A 25,370-nucleotide genomic window follows, 5' to 3' on the forward strand; every position below is an offset into this window, starting at 1 on the left:
TCACTCACCTAATCTCTCCTCTGTATTTATGAATCATTCCCACAATTTGTTTATAGGATCTTCTCGATACATTAATATGTGTGAGCTCCCGACGATTAGACCATTCACCATCTAACGTCAAAGAGCCGCGTCCATCTTTACTTATTCTAAAGTACGGTTTATTACGTATTCCGCCTTTATTCATAACTCTTACAACTAGGGTTTTTTTACCGTCTGGAATAGTTACCTTCCATCCATCGCCTTTAGTTCTTCCTAAAGTTCCCCCAAATTTTTTTGACACTTTTTTCGCCAGCCTATAAGTTCTTGAAAACTTACCTAATTTATAGGCACCATAAGCGATTTTCACACCTTTGAATGCAACACCGCCAACAAGCCCTACACCTACAGCAATCGCTGCAGCCTTCCATCCAGCTTTTTTAAATGCCTTATATCCATCATAAACCGCAAACCCTGCATTGATGGCCAGCCATACCCAATGCCCATCCGGATCCACCAACATCACTGGGTTGTTGTTCGCATACGTATATCCGTTCTGCGTGAGGATATCGTCCGCATCCCCTGGATCTGGATCCAAGGACAAGAACACACCGTGCGTCGGGTGATAGTACCGGGCAATTAGGTAATAGAGACCCGTTTCTTGGTCATATTGGTATCCCGCATATCGGTATGGATTTTCGTCCGCCAATGCGCCGGATTGGGAAAGAATGTTCCCCCACGCATCGTATTGGTAACGGGCCACGATGTTTCCTTGCGCATCGGTCAACGCGATGACATCGCCATGCGCGTTGTAGTGGTAGAAGTACGTCGCCCCGCCTTTTTTCATCGCCAACAGCTGGCCGTTTTCTCCGTATATATATGATCTTACCACATTTCCATCCGCATCGGTTTCATACAGAACGTTGAGGCTATCGCCTTGGTAATGGTAGTTCGTCACGACGCCATTCACGGTCTTTTGAATGCGGCGACCGTCGTCGTCATATTTGTATGTGACAAACGGCGCGCTTTCTCCTTTTCGAGTGATAGCGACAAGCTGATCGGCTTCGTTCCATTCATATTGGTACTCACTGTCTTCGGTCCGGTTGCCGTTCGCATCGTACGTGATCGTTTCATCGCCGAAACGAACCAACTGATTCGCCGCATTATAATCGGCCGTCGTCGTCGTGGATGATCCCTCTTTCGTTTTCACGATTTTCGTCCGGTTCCCGAATCCATCGTACGTGTACTCGATCGTCGTTCCATCCGGCCATTGCTCTTCCACTAGTTGATCGAGCGCATCATAACGGTAAACGATCGCTTCTCCTGTTGGGGACTCGATTTTCGTCCGATTGCCGTTTTCGTCATAACGGTACGTTTCCGCCAATAACTCGGTTCCATCTGCAGTTCCCACTGACAGACTGTTCACCAAGCCGCGGTCATCATACGTGAAGGTTGCGCCCGCTCCGTTTCCAGTCGTAAACGTGCGAACGTGGCCTCTTTCGTCATAATCAAAGCGATACGTATACGCTTCGTCTTGAACGATGGTATTTTGGTCCAAGGCATTGTATTGGTACGTAACCGTTTGGCTAAATGATCCGTGCGAGAACAGGAACTGTTGCAATTTATCCGAGGTGATCGGATACGTCCATTTTTGCAATCCCCCGCGGTCGTACTGTTCGATGACCCGATTCGCCGAGTCAAATTTTCTTGTCTTCGTCGTGCCGTCCTTTAAGTATTTTACAGAAAGTTCATTTCCGTTTTTATCGTAACTAAATTCGTAATACGGAACGTTGTTGTAAGAAATCGTTTTGACCCTTTCCGTTCCGTCATACGTCCATTGAATTGTATTTCCTTTCGGCAAGACGGTTTTAATTTTATTGCCGTTCGCATCATATTCATTGGTGGTCACATCATTCAGCGGACCGACGGTTTTAATAAGTTTTCCCATCTTATCATAAGAATAACGAAATTCTTGTGACTGACCGCCACTCGTTTGAATGACTTTAGAAGTCATGTTACCGCTCAAGTCATAGTCATAGTTGACAGAAGTTCCGTTCGCCAATAGGAGTTGTTTTAAACGATTGGATGGGTCATACTTGTACTGTTTTTGATTTCCCTTCTCATCGTATTCGCTCAACAGATTTCCTACGGCATCATAGTTCTTTTTCGTGACATACCCGGCTTCATCTGTTTCTTCCTCAACATAGTTGCCATTTGCGTCATACTTGTTTTTCGTTACGACGTTGCCTTCCATCAAGCGAATGGCGTCAAACCAGACCGTTCCTGTGTAGTTTCCGCGGAACATAGCGGATACGTCCACCTTGTCAATCGGCTTCGACGGATGGATCGAAATAGCCGCACGATTCCAATCTTGCGTGCCGATCGGAAAATCAGCGGTATACGTTTGGGTCGTTCCATCCACAAAGTATACTTTAGCCGTAATGGAATAATCGCTTGCACTCACGGTACCGTTGGCTTTGACATCCTGCGCTTTGGAAAGACCTGTGAGTGTCAGACGAAGCGGCGTATCACTTGAAGTTTGCCCTACGATCACCGTCTGCTTATATTCACTAGCTGATTGTGTGGTGCTAGTTCTCGATATTTTGAGAGAGTAAGCCCCGTCGAACGACTCCGTATTATCTACGCTTCCTCCTGTTCCACTCCAATTCGTGGTGGTTCCTTCAAAACTACTATTTACAACTGGGTTGTAGCTGGAAGAAACCTGCGCTTCTTCCAATTGAACATTATCAAACCAGGCTTCTCCGGAAGCATCTGGAGACTTATGATCGACCTCTAAATAGACGCGAATTTTGGCTGCATTCGAAGGAGTGGTAAACGTCACTTGCCGCTCTGTCCAAGGTCTTGTGCCTACCAATTGACTATAACGATTGTCCGTCCAAGAAATTCGACGATTTTGGCTATCTAAAAATTCAACATTAAAGAACGCACTGGCTTTCGTTAAATTTGTTTTGATTTTTCCACTTAATGTGTATGTCGCATTCGGTTTTACCGCAATTTCTTGCGTAGCGGCCACATAACCGGCTTCTGCACTAGGCGACGTCGAATTCACTGTGATTTTTAACGTTTTTCGTCCCGTCAACCCATTATAAACATTCGTATCTTCCTGTAACTGCCCGGAATCATACGAACGAAGCACAGTCCAAGCGGTCGTTCCCTGTTCAAAGCCGTGATTAGAGAGTAAATTGGTCGCACTGCCCAATGCGTCACTTTCTTCAATCACATTTCCATAGGAATCGTACTTCGCTACAGAAGACGTTTTTCCCGATTGATCGGTTTCGGATACTGGATTTAAGCCATCATACGCAACCGTTGTCTTGTCGCCTTCTGTATCTGTCATGGAGATGACATCGTTATTTGGATTATACTGGTAGATTTCGGTCCCATAGCTATCCTTCGCTGTTAACACATTTCCATTCGCATCGTACGTATATGATTCCGTCGGTGTAGTGGCCCCAACATCATTCGGATCGTATGATTCCTTTAAATTGTTGCCTTCATACACATATTTCGTTGTAATATTTAAGCCGCCTACGTCATCCACAACCTCAATCGGGTTACCAGCCTCGTTGAAAGTATATTGAGTTTTGCGGCCATTCGGCTTTTGTATGAGCAATCGCCGTTCCGTTGGATCATAGGTCAATGTGTATACATGGCCTTCGGAATCACGTACTTGACTAAGCCTGTCGCCGTCGTACACGAACTGATTGACAACTGGCTGATCCTCCGTATGTGTCGGCTCGAATACTTTGACTAGACGATCAATCTCATTGTATTCATATCTTGTCACTTCTCCGCCCGCCTGAGTCACCGTCGTTAACAAATCATTCGTGTAGCCATATGTCACCGTCCGATTCATCGGGCCTATGATTTTTTCGATCTTTCCGTCTGGACGATACTGAATGTCTAATTTTCTTCCCGATGCGTCCGTAATCGACGTAAGCTTTCCATTCGAATAACCGTACGTCGTTGCGTTTCCATGACCGTCGACCATTTTGGTTAACTTGCCATCGCTTTTATTAAAATACATTTTCGTTTGATCTTTCGATTTCACGATCCACTCAGTGGCGGTCTCGCTTAGCTCCAAATAAACACCGGTTGGCGCTTGGTATGTTCCGTCGGCTCGTTTCATAAATATGTGAAGCGTCCCGTCTTCATCCGTCAATCGCGCTTCATTTCCTTGCGCGACGATATTCATTTCCGCATCGCTGTGCCAGCCTTTTCCGAATAAACCGGTCCATGGAGACAAGCTATTGTAGGTTCTGGATAGACCAAGTCCTAGCCCCCTACCTGAAATCGAAACATCTTGTTCATCTATCATGAGATTACCCGTAGCGGCATTGACGCTCCCATACGGCACATCAATGATCGACCAGTAATCTTCCTCCCCTAAATATTCAACCGCCTCAGGAATTTTGACCGTGAATGCATTGCTCGAAAAGATGGTCTCACCGTCCGCATCATAGGCACTGAGACGGAACCAATAGCTCGTGCTCGTTGCGTATTTTGTTCCCATTTTCGCATACATTGGCGAAGGATCTCTCGGTAGTTCTAATCCTTTTCCATCATGATGCAGCGTTAAAGTACTAGAATTCCCTTGTTCGATTTCTTCGGGGGTCGGCCAAATTCCTTTGTTTTGCGTCGTCCAATGGTCCACGTCTCCTACATCAAATGCTTCATAGTAAAGTCCATTGAAAATCCACACTTTATACCCTGTCGCTCCAGGAATCTTATCCCAGTTTAACATGACATAGCCAGAGTTGCTCCCCGATTGATTGCTGTAAGCAAATCCGGAAGGCGCTGATGGCACTGGCAAATCTGGAATACTAGGCATATACGCATCAGAAAAGACGGTTTCCCCTTGAGAGTTATAGGCACTTACTCGAATCCAGTAGTTGGTAGCCGTTGCGTATTTTGTTCCTGCATTGGCATAGACCGGGGACGGGTCAACAGCTAATTCTGTGCCAAGACCATCGTTTACATGCAACTTATATCTACCTGCTTGAATTTCCGTAGAGGTTGGCCAATACTTTTTGTTTTTCGTTGTCCAAGAAGTGACGTTCCCGACATCTATTAGTCATAAAAAGTACCGCAAAGGATTTTTTTAAAACATACTCTCTCGATTGGATTATTGATGTGCTACTTTTTCTCATATTTATCGTAATTGTAATACAATATATCCAAAAGAAGAGAAAAAACTAGAAATAAAGGATGCCCACATGAGGCATCCTTCATCTATTACTTCTTCAAGTTGTAGAACGTTTTTACTCCATCGTATACCGCTGTTTCGCCTAATTGGTCTTCAATGCGAAGCAATTGGTTGTATTTTGCAACGCGGTCTGTACGTGAAGGTGCACCTGTTTTAATTTGACCAGCGTTTGTTGCTACTGCGATGTCGGCGATTGTGCTATCTTCTGTTTCACCAGAACGGTGGGAAATAACCGCTGTGTAGCCAGCACGTTTCGCCATTTCAATCGCTTCGAATGTTTCTGTTAATGTACCGATTTGGTTTACTTTAATTAAGATCGAGTTGCCGACACCTTGCTCAATACCTTGTGCTAATTTTTTCGTATTTGTTACGAATAAGTCGTCACCGACGAGTTGAACTTTTTTGCCAAGGCGTTCTGTTAATAACTTATGACCAGCCCAGTCGTTCTCATCTAAGCCGTCTTCGATTGAAATGATCGGATATTTGTTGACAAGCTCTTCATACCAAGCAACCATTTCTTCTGACGTTTTTACAACGCCTTCGCCTTCTAAATGGTATTTGCCTGTCTCTTTATTGTAAAGTTCAGAAGAAGCAACGTCCATCGCAAGCATCACTTCTGTACCTGGTTTGTAGCCTGCTTTTTCAATCGCTTCGATAATTGTTTCAAGCGCTTCTTCGTTTGATTTTAAGTTTGGAGCGAATCCACCTTCATCACCAACGGCTGTATTGTAGCCTTTTGCTTTTAATACAGATTTTAAGCTATGGAAAATTTCCGCACCCATACGAAGCGCTTCACGGAAGTTTGGCGCGCCAACTGGCATAATCATAAATTCTTCGACAAGTGACAGGCACCCATTCCCCGGAACGTATCCCTTGTAATAAACCGACCAATATTAGCATCATAATAACGTGCCATGAGGTAGTATAACCCAGTTTCTTCATCATAACGATAACCAGCATAACGATATGGGTTAGACGAAGCCATCGTGCCTGTTTGCGAAATAATATTTCCCCAAGCATCATACTGATACTGTGCCACAACATTACCATTTGCATCCGTTAATGCCGTAACATCCCCATGACCGTTAACATAGTAATAGTAAGTCGTCCCATTTCTTGTCATTGTCACTGGACGATCATGCACATCCCAAGTATACTCAGCAACAATATTATTGTTGGCATCTGTTTCATATAGCACTTGGTTCGAGTCGCCATCGTAGTGATAATAAATGGTTCCGTTTGATGTGGTTTTGCTGATCCGTCTTCCAAGCTGATCATACGTGAATGACGCGATGGTGGCGCCAGACGCATTTTTCACTTCAATGAGACGGTTGTCATCATCGTACACAAATGTCTTATTGCCGTTGTTCGTTAAATTGCCATTGGCATCGTAGGTGTATGCTTGTCCGTTGACGGCTGTTAATTGGTCGGCGGCGTCATACGTGTATGTTGTGGTAATCGTCGTCGTTCCATTGTTTACGATTTTCTTCGTACGGTTCCCGACAGCACTGTATTCGTTCCATGGGAGAGGACATGTACAGATACCAATTCTAAAAATATTCTGGTAAGTTGTTCTCTAAAACGTACCCGTTCTCCCAAGTACCAACAAGTAAATATTGGTCATCGTTACTAAATTCAGCAAAACAAGCATATGGAATTTTTTCAATTAATATGGTTTTTAAATCCTCATATCTCAAGATAATTACACTTTCATTATAAGTCACTACAATAAACCTACCATCATTTGATTGATGAAGGTATCGGAAATATCCAATGTGTTCCATAGGAGAATCATTGTCAATGATGTGTCCTCTCTTCAAAATCTTTTTAAAGTCTGAGTCTACTAAGATTATTTCATAACCGTTTACCAAGATGTAGACGTCATGAATGGAGTCGAAAATGACAGAGTCCCAAATTAAAATTTCCGGGTGACTTTTTAACTCAATTGACTGCTTGTTAATTGGTTCCTTAACTTTAACAATTTTATTCTCTCTATAACCCGTTTCGTTATTTACATAACTTAATGTAAATAAATGATAATTTCTATTTTTGAGGAATTGATTATAGTAAATAAGTGTAATGGCGTTTTCAAATTCTGTGAGTATCGTGTATTCCCCTGAATGAATGTTAATAGTTCCAATTTGTTGCCCATCATTGGTTTCTAGAACAGAAAGAATCATTAAATTATCTTGGGTAAAATTAGTATCTCCTTCAACCAACTTAAAAGATTTTTTCGATTGGATCTTTTTTACCAACTGGAAGTTCGCAGTGTTATAAACATATATAGTACCTGTAGTGCTTTTAATTAATAAATATTTATTGTTTTCAGAGAACCTCATATCACTTGGATAATTAGGTTTGTTTAATTCAATAATTTTTTCCCAAGTCGTTAAATCATAAACAATCGTCTTACTATCCATATTATGACATAAAAATTGATTATCTCCTGACAGTCTTATACGGTAAGAAGTTTTTAGTTTTTTTATTAGATTCATTTGAAACATGTTTTGATCCCTCCTTAACCGAGGACACTAATAGTTTAAGTTTTGATTTAGGTATAATCTTTAACTTCTAAATGGTTAAGAATATAGAGATTAACATGGAGTAACGGGTATGATGGATTTTGTCTACTGACGTTTTTCTTTTCTATAGTCATACCTGCAGTGGCTCTACGTTAATCTCATTTGCATGGTTATGCTAATAGGCTATAATCGGCCCATTCTGAAAAATCAACCTAGTTTCACCATTAGAACGGTGAAAAGAAACTCTTTGTTTTTAACCATACTTTAATTGCATCAAGAGCTGCAATTACTCTTTTTCTGTTTGTTTTATAACTGTACTTTTTATTATAGGCATAATTCATGATGTTATTAATTGTTTCATAGTATTTATTTGTATGCAATCTTCTATGCAGCCCTGTTTTAATGCTAATTAAGTTTTGAGGATTATTTACATTGAGACCGACCTTGCTCAATACATTACGAGCTGGTTGTGCTTTTTTGGCCTTTTGTGCGACTATATGATGTAACTCATATTTAGATCTATAGTTCGGTTTTGTTTTTACTCTAGCAAAACTTTGATCAATTAATTCTCCCACAGCATCAAGTGCCTTAATTGCATAATAAACTAACGCAGTGCCTAAAACTGCCACTGCCGCAGCATAAGCTGCAGGAATGAGCATGGCAAATTGCCCATCAGGATCTATATTCACTACAGGGTTATTATTAGCATAAGCATATTGATTCAAACTCTGCGGATCATCCTCAAACCCATGGAACGTATCCCTTGTAATAAACCGACCAATGTTCGCATCATAATAACGTGCCATGAGATAGTATAATCCAGTTTCTTCATCATAACGATAACCAGCATAACGATATGGGTTAGACGAAGCCATCGTGCCTGTTTGCGAAATAATATTTCCCCAAGCATCATACTGATACTGTGCCACAACATTACCATTTGCATCGGTTAATGCCGTGACATCACCGTGACCGTTGACATGATAATAGTAAGTTACTCCGCCTTTGGTCATCGTGATTGGGTGATCATATATTTGAGGAGTTACCCCAAATTTTTTCTCCAAATGAAAATCGAGTAGGAGGAGGTGATTAACCTCCGTCCTCTCACACCACCGTACGTACGGTTCCGTATACGGCGGTTCAATCAAGATCAATGACGCAAGAATTCATAACGTTCTTGTAGACTTTTGAGCCCTTGGTCATTCCAGTAGGAGTTTCCAAGGGTTCTGTGTAAGATGGGGCTATTTGAAATACGCCAATATCCTTTCCGACTATTTCCCCATTCATACGCTTTCCACGAAGGAACTCCCAATTTGATCAAGTTTCGTATCCTCGTTTTTGGTGTTTTCCAACTTTTCCATAAGCACATACGAAGTCTTCGACGAATCCACCCGTCCATTTTCCGAAAGATTGATTTCGTATCCGCCAGCGCAAAGTACCCACACCATCCGAATAAATACTGATTCAGTTTCTGAATTCGGTATTCCATGGAATATGGCATCTTTCTCGAGGTGATTTCTCGTACTTTCTTCTTCATTCGTTTGAGACTTTCTTCTGCCACTCGAATCTTGGGCTCTTCGGCATCGATAAAACTGAATCCAAGAAACTTTCGTTTCCAAGGACGGTCTACTGCCGACTTTTTCTCATTCACTTTTAGGCGAAGTTTACGTTCGATGAATCGTTGAACGCTTGCCATTGTTCGTTCTCCTGCCCTTTTTGATTTTACGTAAATGTTACAGTCGTCTGCGTAACGAACGAATTGATGTCCTCTTTTCTCTAATTCTTTATCCAGCTCATCAAGGACGATGTTGGAAAGGAGCGGACTTAATGGACCACCTTGTGGCGTTCCTTTCTCTGTACTTGAAACCACTCCATGAATCATGACACCCGACTGCAAGTACTTGCGGATTAATTTTAATAACGGTTTATCGTGGATTCTTTTCGCCAATGTGCTCATAAGTCTGTCGTGGTTGACCTGATCAAAGAACTTTTCCAAATCGATGTCTACAACCCATCGGTATCCTTCTTTGATATATCCTTGTGCTTTCCTCACTGCATCATGGGCACTTCGATTTGGGCGAAAGCCATAGCTATGTTCGGAAAACATCGGGTCATATATCTTCGACAATACTTGGGCAATCGCCTGTTGAATCAAACGGTCTGTCACGGTTGGGATACCTAGTAACCGAACACCGCCATCAGGCTTCGGGATTTCGACTCTTCGGACAGGCATCGGTTCATAGGTACCTTTGAGAATCGCTTCTTTGATGGACTGCCAGTTTTCGACGATGTGCGTTCGCAGGTTTTGTACGGGCATCATATCTACTCCATGGCTGCCCTTATTTTGTTCTACTCGTTTCAATGCGAGAAGCATGTTCTCTCGTGACAGGATTTGATTCAAAACCATCGTTATTCTTCCTTCCGTAAATAGCTGTTCTTCTTATGCCAGTCGTCACTCCACCCTCCAAAAGATCCCCCACGGGATTCACCGTTTCCTTTCTCTTGGGAGGTCCTATGTTTTCTGTGTTCATCGTGACGGACTGAATGCCAAGGGCTATTTTCTCTTGATTGTTCAGTCCTTCCGAATCGTTCTAGACCGATTCGTACTATGACCTCTGCTGACTTCTGATGATTCAGCTACTTATCGCTAAGTAGGTTGTGAAGGGTACTTCACGTATCCATCAGACCTCCTCGGGTAAGAGTGCAATCTTTCCTTCCATCTATCTGCTTCATTTACTCTGTATCACCTTCGGCAGAAAGGACTTTGTTTTGTTTAGCAAACTCATCCAATGATACCTAGCCTTATATGAAGTTCGTGTTCCTCAGACCGGAAGTTTGCCGCTCGCTTCCTTCAGATTCCGTGTCGCCACGGACACCCTTGCGTTAAGCTAACTGCTACTTCTGCCTTCGCAGTTCGGGACTTTCACCCTAGAGATTGCACCCATGCCGAGCACACTAAAAAGAACCTAACCGAATGATTCGGTTAGGTTCCCTTGCTTAAGCATTATTTTTTCAGATTATAGAACGATTTAATGCCGTTGTAAATCGCCGTGTCGCCAAGTTGATCTTCGATGCGAAGCAATTGATTGTATTTCGCCACTCGGTCTGTACGAGAAGGTGCACCTGTTTTAATTTGACCAGCGTTTGTCGCAACAGCGATGTCAGCGATTGTGCTGTCTTCTGTTTCACCAGAACGGTGAGAAATTACTGCTGTATAGCCTGCGCGTTTCGCCATTTCGATTGCTTCGAATGTTTCAGTTAACGTACCGATTTGGTTGACTTTAATTAAGATCGAGTTGCCGACACCTTGTTCGATACCTTGTGCTAATTTTTTCGTATTTGTTACGAACAAGTCGTCACCAACAAGTTGAACTTTTTTGCCAAGGCGCTCTGTTAATAACTTATGACCAGCCCAGTCGTTTTCGTCTAAACCGTCTTCGATCGAAATGATCGGATATTTGTTGACAAGCTCCTCATACCAAGCAACCATCTCTTCAGACGTTTTCACAACGCCTTCGCCTTCTAAATGGTATTTGCCTGTTTCTTTGTTATATAGCTCAGAAGACGCCACGTCCATCGCAAGCATCACTTCTGTACCTGGTTTGTAGCCAGCTTTTTCAATCGCTTCAATGATCGTTTCAAGCGCTTCTTCGTTTGATTTTAAGTTTGGCGCGAATCCGCCTTCATCACCAACTGCTGTGTTGTAACCTTTTGCTTTTAATACTGATTTTAAGCTATGGAAAATTTCTGCTCCCATGCGAAGCGCTTCACGGAAGTTCGGTGCGCCAACTGGCATAATCATAAATTCTTGGATATCGACGTTGTTATCCGCATGCGCACCGCCGTTTAAAATGTTCATCATTGGAACAGGCAACGTTTTTGCATTAAATCCGCCTAAATATTGATATAGAGGAACGCCTAAATAGTCAGCAGCTGCGCGTGCAACAGCCATTGAAACGCCTAGAATTGCGTTTGCACCTAATTTTCCTTTATTTTCTGTACCGTCTAACGCAATTAATGCACGGTCGATAGCAACTTGCTCTGTCACATCGTAGCTACCAATTAATGCTGGCGCGATGACTTCGTTTACGTTTTTCACTGCTTGTAATACACCTTTACCAAGGTAGCGACCTTTGTCGCCATCACGCAATTCAACCGCTTCATACTCACCTGTTGACGCTCCACTCGGTACAAGGGCACGTCCGAATGCACCTGATTCTGTGTATACTTCTACCTCTACTGTCGGATTGCCACGAGAGTCTAATACTTCACGAGCATAAATGTCAATAATTGTTGGCATCGTTCATCTCTCCTTTAGTTTATTTTTGAATTAACGTTTTTCCTGTCATTTCTTTCGGTTGTTGTAATCCGAGCAAATCAAGCATCGTTGGCGCTAAGTCCCCTAAAATGCCATCTTGGCGAAGCGTAATGCCTTTTTTCGTTACGATGACCGGAACCGGATTTGTCGTATGCGCCGTATTCGGACTGCCGTCTGGATTTAATACTTCGTCCGCATTTCCGTGGTCTGCGGTAATAATCGCAATACCACCTTTGGCGATAATCGCATCGACGACTTTTCCTAAACATTCATCGACCGCTTCGACTGCTTTAATCGTTGGCTCTAATTTTCCTGAATGACCAACCATATCAGGATTTGCGTAGTTTAAAATAATTGCATCGAATTTGTCTGCTTCAATTTCTTTCAGTAAAGCGTCCGTTACTTCGTATGCACTCATTTCTGGTTTTAAATCGTATGTGGCTACTTTTGGCGAGTCAATTAAAATGCGCTCTTCGCCAGGGAACTTTTCTTCACGTCCGCCGCTCATAAAGAATGTAACGTGCGGATATTTTTCTGTTTCGGCAATGCGCAACTGTTTTAATCCGTTTTGTGACAATACTTCACCGAGCGTATTATCAAGGTTCGTTGGCTTAAATGCCACGTACCCTTTTACTGTTTCACTAAAGTGCGTTAAGCATACGAAGAACAAGTTTTTCGGATGTTTCGGTCCACGATCGAATGAACGGAAGTCATCGTTTGTAAACGTGTTTGAAATTTGAATCGCACGGTCAGGACGGAAATTGTAGAAAATGACCGCGTCATTATCTTGAATCGTTGCGACTGGCGTTCCGTCTTCACGGACGATCACAGACGGCAAGACGAATTCGTCATAAATGCCGTTGGCGTACGAATCATCAACGCATGCAAGCGGATCACGGTATGATGGACCTTCACCGTACACCATCGCACGATACGCTTTTTCTACGCGCTCCCAACGTTTATCGCGATCCATGGAGTAATAACGACCGGATAATGTAGCGATTTCACCTACACCAATTTGTGCGATTTGTTCATTTAACTGTTGAATGTACGTTTTCGCTGTTTGTGGACCGACGTCACGTCCGTCTAAAAAGCCGTGAATATACACATGTTTGACGCCTTCTTTTGCGGCGAGCTTGAGTAAAGCGAATAAATGGTTAATATGACTATGCACACCACCGTCAGAAAGAAGACCGAAAATGTGCAAATTTGTTCCGTGTTTTTTCACATGATCCATCGCTGCTAAAAATGTTTCGTTGCGCTCAAACTCACCTTCGCGAATGGCGATATTCACACGCGTTAAACTTTGATACACAATGCGACCAGCACCGATGTTTAGGTGACCGACTTCCGAGTTCCCCATTTGTCCTTCTGGCAAACCGACCGCTTCACCGCATGCCGTTAATGTCGCATGTGGATATTCGTTCCAATAACGATCGAAATTTGGTTTTTTCGCTTGTGCAACCGCGTTGCCAAATGTTTCTTCACGAAGAGCAAAGCCATCTAAAATAATTAATGCTACTGGTTTTTTGCTCATTTTCCTGCCTCCACGAGTTGTAAAAACGATTGTGGTTGTAAGCTCGCACCACCAACAAGCGCTCCGTCAATATGTTCTTCCGCTAAAAATGCAGCAATATTTTCTGGTTTTACGCTACCACCGTATTGAATGCGTACCGCATTAGCTGCTTCTTGTGAGAATTTGTTCGCGATGACTTGACGAATGTAGCCGCATACGTTGTTCGCATCGTCAGCTGTGGACGATTTTCCTGTTCCAATCGCCCAAATCGGCTCATAGGCGATAACGACTTGCTTCACTTGTTCTTCCGTTAAGCCTTCGAGCGCTTTTTTCACTTGTGCACTAACGACTTCGTTTGTACGGTTGCTTTCGCGTTCTTCTAACGTCTCTCCGCAGCAAACAATCGGTACGAGCCCATGTTTAAACGCAGCAAGTACTTTTTTATTCACTGTTTCATCAGTTTCCGCAAACATCTCACGGCGCTCGGAATGTCCGATAATGACATACTCGACGCCGAGATCTTTTAACGCCACGGGACTAATTTCGCCTGTGAACGCGCCTTGATCTTCAAAATGCATATTTTGCGCACCAATTTTCACGTTCGTTCCTTTTGTCGCTTCCACTAAATGCGCTAAAAAGAGCGCTGGCGCACATACAACTGTATCGACTTGTTCGTTGGAAGGAACAGCATGTTTCACTTCTTCAACGAATTGGAGCGCTTCGTTTAACGTCTTATGCATTTTCCAGTTGCCTGCAATAATCGGCTTTCGCATCGCTTTAATCCCCTTTCTTACTTATCGTTTAACGCGACGACACCTGGAAGTTGTTTTCCTTCCATAAATTCAAGCGACGCACCGCCACCTGTAGAAATGTGATCCATTTTGTCTGCAAGTCCGAACTTTTCAACCGCTGCTGCCGAGTCGCCGCCACCGATGACCGTATATGTACCTTCTGCATCAGCAAGCGCTTGAGCAACCGCTTTTGTCCCTTCCGCAAACGCATCCATTTCGAATACGCCCATCGGACCGTTCCAAATGACAAGTTTTGATTTTAAAATGACGTCGCGATACAATTCACGTGTTTTCGGACCGATGTCAAGCCCTTCCCAGTCGCTCGGAATTTCATCGATGTTCACTACTTTTTTGTTCGCATCGTTTGAGAAATCGTCAGCTACAACTGCATCAACAGGCATGTAGAAGTTCACGCCTTTTTCTTTTGCTTTTTCCATGAACGATTTCGCTAACTCGATTTTATCTTCCTCTAACAGTGATTTTCCGATTTCATGACCGAGCGCTTTCACAAATGTGTACGCTAATCCGCCACCGATAATTAAATTATCAACTTTGTCTAATAAGTTTTCGATCACGCCAATTTTATCTTTTACTTTCGCCCCACCAATGATTGCTGTGAACGGACGATCTGGATTTGATAATGCCTTTCCTAACACTTCAATTTCTTTTTCCATTAAAAATCCAGCTACCGCAGGCAAATGGTGAGCAATGCCTTCTGTCGATGCATGCGCACGATGTGCTGCCCCAAACGCATCGTTAACATATACATCTGCCAGTTCCGCAAATGCTTTCGCTAACTCTGGATCGTTTTTCTCTTCACCTGGATAGAAGCGTACGTTTTCAAGCAACAAAACATCGCCTTCATTCATTTGTGCAATCGCAGCTTTCACTGCTTCACCATATGCTTCGTCCGTTTTGACAACACGCTTGCCGAGCAGTTCGCTTAAACGTTCCGCAACAGCAGTAAGGCGCATTTCTTCAACAACTTTTCCTTTTGGACGGCCAAGATGGCTCGCCAAAATGACTTTTGCTCCTTGCTCCATTAAATATTGAATCGTTGGAAGCGCGGCGCGAATGCGCGTATCGTCAGTCACGACACCGTTTTGCATTGGCACGTTAAAATCGACGCGGCAAAAGACACGTTTCCCTTTCACATCAATGTCACGAACTGTTTTTTTGTTCATGGAAAGGCCTCCTTATTCGTGTGATACATAGAAAGGGAGTGGGGATGATCCCCGCTCCCCTTCTCGGTATTTCCAACTATTTATTATAAACCGTTTTGGGCAAACAATCCAAAAAATTATAAGCCTTTTGACGCAATGTATGCAGCAAGATCAACAACGCGGTGAGAGTATCCAGTTTCGTTGTCGTACCAAGAAAGAACTTTCACCATGCGACCTTCCATCACCATTGTTGAAAGCGCATCGATTGTTGAAGAAGCTGTTGAGCCGTTGTAGTCACGAGAAACAAGCGGCTCTTCGCTGTAAGCTAAAATTCCTTTTAACTCGCCTTCTGCCGCTGCTTTCAATGCTGCGTTCACTTCTTCGACTGTTACTTCTTTTTCAAGTTCAGCAACGAGGTCAACAACAGATACGTTTGGTGTCGGTACGCGCATTGCCATACCGTTTAATTTTCCTTTTAATTCAGGCAATACAAGTGCTACCGCTTTTGCTGCACCTGTTGATGTTGGAATGATCGATTCCGCTGCTGCACGCGCACGACGCAAGTCTTTATGCGGTAAGTCAAGAATTTGTTGATCGTTTGTATATGCGTGAACAGTTGTCATCATACCGCGGATGATGCCGAATTTCTCATGTAATACTTTCGCAAATGGCGCTAAGCAGTTTGTTGTACAAGATGCATTTGAAATGACATGATGGTTTGCTGGGTCATATTTATCTTGGTTTACACCCATAACAATCGTAATGTCTTCATTTGTCGCTGGTGCAGAAATGATTACTTTTTTCGCACCTGCTTCTAAATGTTTTGCTGCGTCTTCGCGTTTTGTGAAACGTCCTGTTGATTCAACAACGATGTCGACACCAAGATCGCCCCATCCTAAGTTTGCTGGGTCGCGCTCTGCTTTTACGATAATTTCTTTTCCGTTTACAACGATGTTATTTCCGTTTACTGTTACTTCTGCATCTAAAGTGCCGTGAACAGAGTCATATTTTAAAAGATGTGCTAACGTTTTTGCATCTGTTAAGTCGTTAACTGCAACCACTTCGATTTCAGGATTTTTTAATGCTGCGCGGAATACGTTACGGCCGATACGACCAAAACCGTTAATACCAATTTTTACTGCCATCGTTTGTTCCTCCTTTGGAATTGTAGGGATATATTTTAGAGGGATGAATCATCCCGTACTAACTGTTTTGCTGCACCTTCATCTGTAATTAAGATGCACCGATTGGCCTGCTTTATATACGCTTGAATTGCTTTTGCTTTTGAAGCTCCTCCTGCAACCGCAATGACGCAAGGAACGTGGCGTACATCTTCGAGCTGAATGCCAACTGTATTTACTTTATGCACGACGTCTCCGTGCTGATTAAAGTAATACCCAAACGCTTCGGCCACCGCTTCATTTTGTTCAATTTTTTTCATGTCCTCCGGCGGTGTTTTTCTTCGTTCCGCCATCGTTTTTGCATCGCCGATTCCGTGAATGACGATCGTTGACGATTTAATTAATTCAAGCACTTCTCGAATCGCAGGTTCTTCAATAATCGATTGGTACGTTTCAGCACTTAGCTGGTCAGGTACGTGCAATAAACGATAGTGACCCATCGCTTTTTCAGCCATGCGCGCACAAATTGTGTTCGCTTGGTTTGTTACATCTTCTCCAAGTCCACCGCGCGCAGGAACGAATAACACATCGCGGTATTTCGCGTCAGGTGTCATCATTTCAGCAACAGCAGCAAGGGTTGTTCCACCCGTCACCGCAACAATGTCATCCCCTTTTAGCGAATGTTTTATTCGTGAGACACAAGCTCTTCCCATCTCTCTTTTTACCCAAGGAGACTGGTCGCTATCACCGGCAACGACAATGACGTCTTCGACAGGAAGTTTCTTTTTTATTTTTCTTTCTAATTCTTTCAGCCCTAATACTTCTCGCATCATATCTTCTAGTTGCATGAGCACATCATTTCCTTCAGCTGTAATGCTCATGCCTGCGGCTGTAATATCGAGTAAATGTTGCTCTTTTAAAAACTGCACTTCCGACCGCAAGACGCGCTCGCTAATGCCTAAGTTGAGCGATAACGTCCGCCGTCCGATCGGTTGCATTAACCGAATGTGCTGCAAAATTTCATACCGCTTTTGCATAATCGCGAGAAGATCAGGCAACAATTTTCGTTGAACATCAATCCATTGTCGCATGCTCTTTTCTTCCTTTTTACTCACTTTTTTCTCTATTTGGACGTTTTCAGTCCCACCATGACGTATTGTGTCCCACTTTGTGTAAAAAAATTCACCCCTGCCACATCTTTATTGTAACAGGAAGTGAAACGTTATTCAACTGCTTCGCTTTTGTTGTAACCGCTTTCTTATGACATCTTTGTGAATACGGCCATACGCCACCATTTCTCCATCGACTTCAATGACTGGAATGATAAGATGATACTGTTCAAGCAATTGCTCATCTTTGTAAATATCGACTTCTTCCCATTCCACTTGCAACTCACGAAGAATCGCTTTTGCCTCATCACAAAGACAGCAATTTTCTTTCGAATATACGATCACTTTCATGTTTTGTCCCCTCTATGCATATTGCTTTCGCTTCGAAGCTGGCGGAATGTGAAGCTGTTCGCGATATTTTGCAACCGTCCGCCGCGCAACACAAATATTGTAACGTTGTTCAAGTAAATCAGCAATATTTTGATCAGAAAGAGGTTTTTGACTATTTTCTTGTTTAATGAGTTCAGCAATTAAACTTTTTACTTTTTCTTGTGATGCATGTTCATCGACACCACTTGTAAAAAAGCGACGCATGTCAATTAACCCATGAGGCGTTTGCATATATTTATTTTTTACTGCGCGACTGACGGTCGATTCATGAATGTTTAATGCTGTTGCCACTTCGCGCATCGTAAGTGGCTTCATATGGAGCAAACCTTTTTCAAAATAATCACGTTGTCGATGAATTAACTCACAGGCAATTTGCTCAATCGTTGTTGCTCGCTGCATTAAACAACGTTGGATCCATTGAAACTGTTGACGTTTTTCCTCGATATATTTTTGAACGTGTGGATCATCCGATCGTACTTTCCGTTCATACGATTCATTCCATACAACAGTTGGAACGACTTCTTCATTCATCGTCACCGTCCATGTTCCGTTATCATATGACACGATGACATCCGGTACAATGTACGTCATTTGCTCATCATTATATAAACTTCCCGGACGTGGATGAAGCGTACGAATGAGTTCCCACACTCGTTGTAAATCGCTTAATTCTACACCTAATTTTGCTTTTATTTCTTTCCACTTTTTATTGACAAACGGTTCAAAATACTCCGTGACAATTGTTTCCGCTAACTCATCCCTTTCTGGAAGACGGATGAGTTGTAAATATAAACAATGTGACAAATTTTCCGCTCCCACCCCTGCTGGATCAAGTGAACGTAACATATGCAGAGCATTTGATACAACCGTTTCTTCCAATTGAAGATGGCAAGCCGCCTCCGCAACCGTCGTATGCAAATAACCCCATTCATCAAGCGAAGCAATGAAATAATCGAGCGCTTTTTTATGTTCACGAGATAGACGCATCCCAACAAGTTGGGCATGCAAATAGGAAGCAAGCGAGCGATTAAAAACGCTTACATTTTCAATATAATTCATCCGATCTGTTTGCTCACGCCGCCTATGAGTCGTCCGTTTTCGCTCTCGCAGCTCAATAAATGGATTTTCAAGCGCTTGTTCGTGTAAAAGCGATTGCAATTCTACCGTCGAATATTGCAGCAATTCAATCGCTTGGACAAGCTCTTTTGTCAACGCAACTTTTAGCTCTTGCCTTTGCGTTAATTGCATCTCCATTCATGCCATCTCCCTTCATCCTCATTTTATCATCTCTATAAGAAAGAGACGATAAAAACATATTGGATGTTTTTTCTACTATGCATATGCATCGAAGGCATGTTATCATTCTTATAGAACAAGCGAGCAAGCCTCGCAAAATTTATCCATTCGTCCGGTGTGGCTCACCGGACTTTGTTTTTATGTCAAAAAACCCTGCTTGCCACGCAAGCAGGGTTTCATAACGCCCTCGGCAGGATTCGAACCCACGCTAAGAGAACCGGAATCTCTCGTGCTATCCACTACACTACGAGGGCATAATGATAAATGCACTTACCATTATAGTGAAGAAGAAAAAAAAATGCAATAGCTATGACGTTTAAAATTTCGAAAAGCGGAAACGATGAAAGAAGGGATGATGAACAAAAAACACGAATACATATAAGTAGAAGGGATTTCATTTGACCTTTATTGACCTTTTTTGTATGATAAAAGTACATAAAAAAAACGAATGATCGGAGGAGGAAGAGTATGAACTTAATTCCTACAGTTATTGAACAAACGAGCCGCGGGGAGCGCGCCTATGACATTTACTCCCGTTTATTAAAAGACCGCATCATTATTTTAGGAAGCCCAATTGACGATCATGTTGCAAACTCGATCGTTTCTCAGCTTTTATTTTTAGCAGCCGAAGATCCTGAGAAAGACATTTCTCTTTACATTAACAGCCCTGGCGGATCAATTACAGCAGGCATGGCAATTTACGATACGATGCAATTTATTAAGCCAGACGTATCGACTATTTGTATCGGTATGGCGGCTTCCATGGGTGCGTTTTTGCTTGCGGCAGGTGCGAAAGGAAAACGTTTCGCGTTGCCAAATAGCGAAATTATGATTCATCAGCCGCTTGGTGGCGTGCAAGGACAAGCAACAGAAATTGAAATTGCTGCAAAACGGATTTTATTCTTGCGTGACAAGTTAAATCGCATCTTGTCCGAAAACACAGGACAACCGATCGAAGTCATTGAGCGCGACACAGACCGCGACAACTTTATGACAGCAGAAAAAGCAAAAGAATACGGCTTAATTGACCGCGTATTAACACGCGTAGATGAAAAATAAAAACAAGGCGGTGCGACCGCCTTGTTTTTATTCTTGTTCAACGTATTTCACGAGCTTGTTTAGCGCTTCCTGCTCATCTGGACCGTCAGCATAAATCGTGATTACTGCCCCTGTATGGATCGCTAAGCTCATTAATCCCATAATGCTTTTCGCATTCACTTTTTTGCCGTCCTTCTCAATATAAACATCGGCTGAAAAACGGTTCGCTTCTTGAACAAACAACGCTGCTGGACGCGCTTGTAATCCTGTTTTTAGGCGTACTTCCACTTGTTTTTCTACCATCATGTATTCCTCCTAATAATTTTATAAAGATTTATGAAAATCAATTGGCTGACCGGCGCGAAGCCGTTCCGCAATTTCATCTAATTTACGCAGACGGTGGTTAATACCAGATTTACTGATTTTTCCTCCTGCAACCATTTCCCCAAGTTCTTTTAATGTTACATCTTGATATTCCATGCGCAATTTTGCAATTTCACGGAGTTTTTCTGGCAGTTGATCGAGCCCAATCGTCTCGTCAATATAACGAATGTTTTCGACTTGGCGTAGCGCTGCGCCAATCGTTTTGTTTAAGTTCGCCGTTTCGCAATTGACAAGACGATTGACAGAATTGCGCATGTCGCGGACGATGCGCACATCTTCAAATCGCAACAACGCCTGATGTGCTCCGATAATGCTTAAAAACTCGGCAATTTTCTCCGCTTCTTTTAAATACGTAATAAATCCTTTTTTTCTTTCTAATGTGCGGGCATGTAAATGAAAAGCCGTGTTCATCAGTTCACAAAGCGATTCGTTATGCTCACGATACAATGAAAAGATTTCTAAATGATAAGACGACGTTTCCGGATTATTCACAGATCCTCCAGCTAAAAAGGCGCCGCGCAAGTACGAGCGCTTGCAACATTTTTTTTGCACAAGCTCTGGTGAAATGGAACGGACGAAAGAGAATCCTTCTTCCATAATTTTTAGATCTGACAATAACTCATGCGTCCCTTCTACCACACGTACAATATACACGTTGTTTTTCTTAAGGCGCATCTTTTTACGAACAAGTAGTTCGACCGCTACGTCGTACCCTTTTTTTAATAACGTATAAATGCGCCTTGCAATCGCGGCATTTTCCGTTTGGATATTTAACAGTAAACGCCGACTGGAAAAGGAAATAGAGCCATTCATTCGAATTAAAGCGGACAATTCCGCTTTTAAACAACACGTTTTCACTTCTATATTCGTTAACTCTTTTTTCGTTTCCGATGCAAACGACAACCATTCCACCTCCTATCCATGTGTGTCGTGCGAAGGAGGTGCAAGAAGCGAAACGAGCAACGCCGCTACTTTTTTCGTATCGTGACGCACCGTTCCATCTCGCTCATCAATGATCGCATCACAAATAACTTGCAAACCGAGCGCCTCTAACTTTTCCGTATCACAAACGACTGGTGCAGCCCATTCTTTTGCATACCGTTCTTTTGTTTCCGGCAAAATCGGCGCATCGTTTACAATGATGGCATCTAAAAAGGCACACGCCATATGATCATACAGCGCTTTCACATGATCGCTCGCCGTATAGTTTAACGTTTCTCCTGCTTGGGTCATGACGTTGCATATATATACTTTTTTCGCTTTTGATTGACATACCTCTTCGCCAATTTTAGGAACGAGTAAGTTCGGTAAAATGCTTGTATACAAACTCCCGGGACCGATGACAATTAAGTCAGCCGACCGCAATTCCATAATCGTTTCTTCGAGCGGTTCAATATTTGCGGGAGTTAAAAATACACGTTTTATTTTTTTTCCGGAATACGGAATTTTCGACTCCCCTGATACAATCGTCCCGTCCTCCATTTCCGCATGCAGCACAACGCTTTCATTCGCTGCTGGCAACACTTTTCCGCGCACATTTAACACTTTTCCCATTTCACGAACCGCATGCACAAAATCGCCCGTAATAGACGTCATCGCCGCTAAAATTAAATTACCGAGCGAATGACCGGACAACCCGTTTCCGTTTTCAAAACGATGTTGAAACAGTTCAACGATGAGTGGCTCCACATCAGAAAGAGCAGCAAGCACATTTCGAATATCTCCAGGCGGGGGCATATCGAGTTCGTCACGCAATCTTCCCGAGCTTCCGCCGTCATCTGCAACGGTCACGATCGCTGTTAAATCAACATTATACTGCTTCAGCCCACGAAGTAAAACAGGGAGACCTGTTCCCCCACCAATGACAACAATTTTTTTCATCGGTGCGTATCCTTTCTTTTTGCAATATCTCGATGTGACACATGCGTTGTATATTCGTCTGCGAAATGACGGGCGATATACTCCGCTAACGTAACAGAACGATGCTGTCCACCTGTACATCCGATGGCAATGACAACTTGGCTTTTTCCTTCTCGTTTATAGTGCGGAAGCATAAACGAAAGCAAATCTGTGACTTTTTCAATAAATTTTTGCGTTTCCGTCCACTTTAATACGTAAGACGATACTTCTTCATCTAATCCTGTTTTCGGACGCATATGTTCGATGTAATGCGGATTTGGTAAGAAGCGGACATCAAAAACGAGATCGGCATCAATCGGTAGACCGTATTTAAATCCGAACGAGACGACATTAACAGAAAAAGTTGTCGTTGCTGGCGTTGCAAATGTTTGCACAATTTTTTCACGCAGCTCTCGCGGCTTTAGGCTAGACGTATCAATAATCATTTGTGCACGCCCTTTTAATTCTTCCAGCAACTCGCGCTCTAACTTAATCCCCTCAAGCGGCAATCCACTCGGCGCAAGCGGATGAGAACGGCGCGTTTCTTTATAACGGCTAACAAGCGTCGCATCGCTTGCATCTAAAAATAAAATTTGTGGAGTTACCCATGATGTTTCCGCTAAATCATCTAGTGCAGCAAAAAGACGGTCGAAAAAGTCTCGGCTCCGCAAATCCATAACAAGTGCGATTTTATTCATTTTATTTCCTGATTCTCGAATTAATTCAAGAAACTTCGGCAACAATGTCGGCGGCAAGTTATCGACACAAAAATAGCCTAAATCTTCAAAGCTTTGGATAGCGACCGTCTTCCCCGCCCCCGACATTCCTGTAATGATGACCATTTGAACGTGTGCTGAGCCTGTGCTCATCGCCCTCTCCCCTTTCTTTAACTCGGATCAAGTCGGTAAGACAACAACTCAAATTCCTCTGTATACGTAAACGTACCATACATCATTCCTGTTCCTTTAATGACATAATCAATAATATGGTAATCGCCCGGCGCCATCGGAAGCGTTGGAATGTGCTCAATGGGATGCCAAGCGAGTTCTCCTTCTTCACATTGTAATACGTTTTCCCCTTCAAAATGTTCCGCAAAAAACGTAAACATCATCCATTCCGAAACGACTTCTTCTCCTCGTTTCATCACAAACGTGAATACCCCTTTTAATTGAGGGTTTTTAATATAAATGCCTGTTTCCTCGCGATATTCACGCACACAAGCTTCTCGTACCGATTCCCCTTGTTCCATTTTCCCCCCCGGCGCTACCCACCAGCCACGCCGAGGCTTTTTCAACAAAAGGACGTGTCCGTCTTTTACTAATACGCAGTTTGTTACTCGTTGCAACGTCCGTTCACCTCAATACTCAATAATGAATATGTTTTTTTCATTATACTATTTCTTACAAACGGTCACAAAGTATAAATTTTGAAACGTTTTCATCACATAAAAAAGAAAGCACGGGACGAGAGCCCGTGCCAACAAGTGTATATAAAAAGGGGGTCAATTACTTACCTTTATCATACTCTTTTATTGTTTCAAGCGTGTTACAGTTCAATTAAAGCAACATTACGTTTTTATTACTTAATGTTAAGCTTTTCCTTCAGTTCTTCGACGTAATGTTGTGCGCTTTGTGCCGCAATACTTCCGTCGCCTGTTGCGGTAACAATTTGACGAAGCGACTTTTCACGAACATCCCCCGCTGCAAAAATGCCAGCCACTTTTGTTTCCATCAGTTCGTTTGTTTCAATGTAGCCATTTTCGTTCGTAATGCCGAGTGAAACAAACGGCTTTGTTAATGGCACCATACCGATGTAAATAAACACACCGTCACATGAAAACTCACGCTCTTCCCCTGTTTGCGTATGAACGAGCGTCACGCTGCCGACACGACCGTCTTTTTCGTTAATTTGCTTCACAGTATGATTCCAAATGAAATCAATTTTTTCATTTGCAAATGCGCGCTGCTGTAAAATTTTTTGTGCGCGCAACTGGTCGCGGCGATGAACGATCGTCACTTTGCTTGCAAAACGTGTTAAATATACGCCTTCTTCAACCGCTGAGTCTCCACCGCCAACGACGACAAGCTCTTTTCCTTTAAAAAAGGCTCCGTCACATACGGCACAGTATGAAACACCACGTCCCCCCAATTCTTTTTCGCCAGGAACGCCGAGCTTTTTATACTCTGCCCCTGTTGCAATGATGATCGCACGAGCTTTATATTGTTGGTTGCTCGTCACAACCGTTTTGTATTCTTCGCCGTCAATCACTTCTTTTACATCACCATATGCGTATTCGGCGCCAAACTTTTTCGCGTGCTCAAACATTTTGGACGCCAATTCCGGCCCAAGAATATGATCATAGCCCGGATAGTTTTCTACTTCTTCTGTATTGGCCATTTGACCGCCAGGAACTCCACGCTCAAGCATAAGCGTTGATAAGTTCGCGCGCGATGTATACACCGCCGCTGTCATTCCCGCCGGACCTGCACCGATAATAATGACATCATAAATTTTTTCTTGTGACACGTCTTCTCCACCCTTTCTGCATGAACAAGTCTTCATTTTATCATTTCCATATGTCTATCGTAATACAACAAAAGAAAGGGCGTCTATTAACTTG

19 protein-coding genes, 1 tRNA gene and 2 pseudogenes are annotated in these 25,370 nt (G+C 42.9%); 1 reads left to right on the forward strand and 21 read right to left on the reverse strand.

Features of this window, described 5'->3' with window-relative positions:
• Window positions 1-4: 4 nt before the first annotated feature.
• From ACPF7I_RS12840 to ACPF7I_RS12910, 15 genes and pseudogenes are all read right to left on the reverse strand, one after another.
• Window positions 5-5,068: pseudogene (locus tag ACPF7I_RS12840) on the reverse strand (RHS repeat-associated core domain-containing protein); the annotation flags it as partial.
• A 164-nt stretch (window positions 5,069-5,232) separates the two neighbouring features.
• Window positions 5,233-6,042: pseudogene (gene eno / locus ACPF7I_RS12845) on the reverse strand (phosphopyruvate hydratase); the annotation flags it as partial.
• Complete coding sequence (locus tag ACPF7I_RS12850; RefSeq protein WP_431019326.1) at window positions 6,027-6,326, reverse strand: RHS repeat-associated core domain-containing protein; 300 nt, start codon at window positions 6,324-6,326, stop codon at window positions 6,027-6,029. The gene ACPF7I_RS12850 and the pseudogene eno (ACPF7I_RS12845), both read right to left, overlap by 16 nt.
• Window positions 6,327-6,753: 427 nt before the next feature.
• Window positions 6,754-7,707 carry a hypothetical protein gene (locus tag ACPF7I_RS12855; protein ID WP_431019023.1) on the reverse strand — a complete coding sequence of 318 codons (954 nt, stop codon included), beginning with the start codon at window positions 7,705-7,707 and terminating at the stop codon, window positions 6,754-6,756.
• Window positions 7,708-7,949: 242 nt separating this feature from the next.
• Entirely contained in the window at window positions 7,950-8,789 is an 840-nt protein-coding gene (locus ACPF7I_RS12860) for an RHS repeat-associated core domain-containing protein (RefSeq protein WP_431019024.1), read from the reverse strand.
• An 86-nt stretch (window positions 8,790-8,875) separates the two neighbouring features.
• Complete coding sequence (gene ltrA / locus ACPF7I_RS12865) at window positions 8,876-10,132, reverse strand: group II intron reverse transcriptase/maturase (RefSeq protein ID WP_064221401.1); 1,257 nt, start codon at window positions 10,130-10,132, stop codon at window positions 8,876-8,878.
• Between the two features lie 597 nt (window positions 10,133-10,729).
• Window positions 10,730-12,025 carry a phosphopyruvate hydratase gene (gene eno, locus ACPF7I_RS12870; RefSeq protein ID WP_430745891.1) on the reverse strand — a complete coding sequence of 432 codons (1,296 nt, stop codon included), beginning with the start codon at window positions 12,023-12,025 and terminating at the stop codon, window positions 10,730-10,732.
• A 19-nt stretch (window positions 12,026-12,044) separates the two neighbouring features.
• Window positions 12,045-13,580: a 2,3-bisphosphoglycerate-independent phosphoglycerate mutase gene (gene gpmI, locus ACPF7I_RS12875; RefSeq protein WP_077429730.1), complete on the reverse strand. Its 1,536-nt coding sequence runs from the start codon at window positions 13,578-13,580 to the stop codon at window positions 12,045-12,047.
• Window positions 13,577-14,332, reverse strand: coding sequence for a triose-phosphate isomerase (tpiA, locus tag ACPF7I_RS12880; RefSeq protein WP_430745889.1), 756 nt, complete (start codon window positions 14,330-14,332; stop codon window positions 13,577-13,579). Before tpiA ends, gpmI begins: the two co-directional genes overlap by 4 nt.
• Before the next feature lie 17 nt (window positions 14,333-14,349).
• Window positions 14,350-15,534 carry a phosphoglycerate kinase gene (locus tag ACPF7I_RS12885; protein ID WP_430745887.1) on the reverse strand — a complete coding sequence of 395 codons (1,185 nt, stop codon included), beginning with the start codon at window positions 15,532-15,534 and terminating at the stop codon, window positions 14,350-14,352.
• 116 nt (window positions 15,535-15,650) lie between these two features.
• Window positions 15,651-16,658: a type I glyceraldehyde-3-phosphate dehydrogenase gene (gene gap, locus ACPF7I_RS12890; RefSeq protein WP_430745885.1), complete on the reverse strand. Its 1,008-nt coding sequence runs from the start codon at window positions 16,656-16,658 to the stop codon at window positions 15,651-15,653.
• A gap of 35 nt (window positions 16,659-16,693) precedes the next feature.
• Entirely contained in the window at window positions 16,694-17,725 is a 1,032-nt protein-coding gene (locus tag ACPF7I_RS12895; protein ID WP_430745883.1) for a sugar-binding transcriptional regulator, read from the reverse strand.
• Window positions 17,726-17,860: 135 nt separating this feature from the next.
• The gene (locus ACPF7I_RS12900) at window positions 17,861-18,094 is read right to left on the reverse strand and encodes a glutaredoxin family protein (RefSeq protein ID WP_043967833.1); all 234 of its coding nucleotides are present in this window, start codon (window positions 18,092-18,094) and stop codon (window positions 17,861-17,863) included.
• A 12-nt stretch (window positions 18,095-18,106) separates the two neighbouring features.
• Window positions 18,107-19,387 (reverse strand): RNA polymerase factor sigma-54, encoded by a 1,281-nt coding sequence (gene rpoN, locus ACPF7I_RS12905; RefSeq protein WP_430745882.1) that lies wholly within the window; start codon window positions 19,385-19,387, stop codon window positions 18,107-18,109.
• A 224-nt stretch (window positions 19,388-19,611) separates the two neighbouring features.
• A tRNA-Arg gene (locus ACPF7I_RS12910) sits at window positions 19,612-19,683 on the reverse strand.
• Between the two features lie 181 nt (window positions 19,684-19,864).
• On the opposite strand from ACPF7I_RS12910, the gene clpP reads away from it, so the two are divergent.
• On the forward strand, window positions 19,865-20,488 hold the full coding sequence (gene clpP / locus ACPF7I_RS12915; RefSeq protein ID WP_272947709.1) for an ATP-dependent Clp endopeptidase proteolytic subunit ClpP: 624 nt from the start codon (window positions 19,865-19,867) through the stop codon (window positions 20,486-20,488).
• 27 nt (window positions 20,489-20,515) lie between these two features.
• Here clpP and ACPF7I_RS12920 read toward each other — a convergent pair whose 3' ends face one another.
• The 6 genes from ACPF7I_RS12920 to trxB all read right to left on the reverse strand — a co-directional run bounded on the left by ACPF7I_RS12920 (window position 20,516) and on the right by trxB (window position 25,276).
• Complete coding sequence (locus ACPF7I_RS12920; RefSeq protein WP_003397301.1) at window positions 20,516-20,770, reverse strand: HPr family phosphocarrier protein; 255 nt, start codon at window positions 20,768-20,770, stop codon at window positions 20,516-20,518.
• A 21-nt stretch (window positions 20,771-20,791) separates the two neighbouring features.
• Window positions 20,792-21,754 carry a DNA-binding protein WhiA gene (whiA, locus tag ACPF7I_RS12925; protein WP_430745881.1) on the reverse strand — a complete coding sequence of 321 codons (963 nt, stop codon included), beginning with the start codon at window positions 21,752-21,754 and terminating at the stop codon, window positions 20,792-20,794.
• Between the two features lie 12 nt (window positions 21,755-21,766).
• Window positions 21,767-22,732 (reverse strand): gluconeogenesis factor YvcK family protein, encoded by a 966-nt coding sequence (locus ACPF7I_RS12930; protein WP_430745879.1) that lies wholly within the window; start codon window positions 22,730-22,732, stop codon window positions 21,767-21,769.
• Entirely contained in the window at window positions 22,729-23,619 is an 891-nt protein-coding gene (rapZ, locus tag ACPF7I_RS12935; RefSeq protein ID WP_430745877.1) for an RNase adapter RapZ, read from the reverse strand. Before rapZ ends, ACPF7I_RS12930 begins: the two co-directional genes overlap by 4 nt.
• Before the next feature lie 17 nt (window positions 23,620-23,636).
• The gene (locus ACPF7I_RS12940) at window positions 23,637-24,095 is read right to left on the reverse strand and encodes an NUDIX hydrolase (protein ID WP_021093699.1); all 459 of its coding nucleotides are present in this window, start codon (window positions 24,093-24,095) and stop codon (window positions 23,637-23,639) included.
• A gap of 233 nt (window positions 24,096-24,328) precedes the next feature.
• Window positions 24,329-25,276: a thioredoxin-disulfide reductase gene (gene trxB / locus ACPF7I_RS12945; protein WP_430745875.1), complete on the reverse strand. Its 948-nt coding sequence runs from the start codon at window positions 25,274-25,276 to the stop codon at window positions 24,329-24,331.
• Window positions 25,277-25,370: the final 94 nt, after the last annotated feature.

Origin of the sequence: Anoxybacillus dikiliensis (genome assembly GCF_050613275.1) — a bacterium.
Classification (GTDB): Bacteria; Bacillota; Bacilli; order Bacillales; family Anoxybacillaceae; genus Anoxybacillus.

What these genes read in the sequence shown, in the direction of transcription:
- ACPF7I_RS12850 (WP_431019326.1), bottom strand. Translation starts at nt 6,326, where the DNA reads ATGACAAGAAATGGGACGACTTACTATTACTATGTTAACGGTCATGGG.
- ACPF7I_RS12855 (WP_431019023.1), bottom strand. Translation starts at nt 7,707, where the DNA reads ATGTTTCAAATGAATCTAATAAAAAAACTAAAAACTTCTTACCGTATA.
- ltrA (WP_064221401.1), bottom strand. Translation starts at nt 10,132, where the DNA reads ATGGTTTTGAATCAAATCCTGTCACGAGAGAACATGCTTCTCGCATTG.
- eno (WP_430745891.1), bottom strand. Translation starts at nt 12,025, where the DNA reads ATGCCAACAATTATTGACATTTATGCTCGTGAAGTATTAGACTCTCGT.
- gpmI (WP_077429730.1), bottom strand. Translation starts at nt 13,580, where the DNA reads ATGAGCAAAAAACCAGTAGCATTAATTATTTTAGATGGCTTTGCTCTT.
- tpiA (WP_430745889.1), bottom strand. Translation starts at nt 14,332, where the DNA reads ATGCGAAAGCCGATTATTGCAGGCAACTGGAAAATGCATAAGACGTTA.
- ACPF7I_RS12885 (WP_430745887.1), bottom strand. Translation starts at nt 15,534, where the DNA reads ATGAACAAAAAAACAGTTCGTGACATTGATGTGAAAGGGAAACGTGTC.
- gap (WP_430745885.1), bottom strand. Translation starts at nt 16,658, where the DNA reads ATGGCAGTAAAAATTGGTATTAACGGTTTTGGTCGTATCGGCCGTAAC.
- ACPF7I_RS12895 (WP_430745883.1), bottom strand. Translation starts at nt 17,725, where the DNA reads ATGCGACAATGGATTGATGTTCAACGAAAATTGTTGCCTGATCTTCTC.
- ACPF7I_RS12900 (WP_043967833.1), bottom strand. Translation starts at nt 18,094, where the DNA reads ATGAAAGTGATCGTATATTCGAAAGAAAATTGCTGTCTTTGTGATGAG.
- rpoN (WP_430745882.1), bottom strand. Translation starts at nt 19,387, where the DNA reads ATGGAGATGCAATTAACGCAAAGGCAAGAGCTAAAAGTTGCGTTGACA.
- ACPF7I_RS12920 (WP_003397301.1), bottom strand. Translation starts at nt 20,770, where the DNA reads ATGGTAGAAAAACAAGTGGAAGTACGCCTAAAAACAGGATTACAAGCG.
- ACPF7I_RS12930 (WP_430745879.1), bottom strand. Translation starts at nt 22,732, where the DNA reads ATGAAAAAAATTGTTGTCATTGGTGGGGGAACAGGTCTCCCTGTTTTA.
- rapZ (WP_430745877.1), bottom strand. Translation starts at nt 23,619, where the DNA reads ATGAGCACAGGCTCAGCACACGTTCAAATGGTCATCATTACAGGAATG.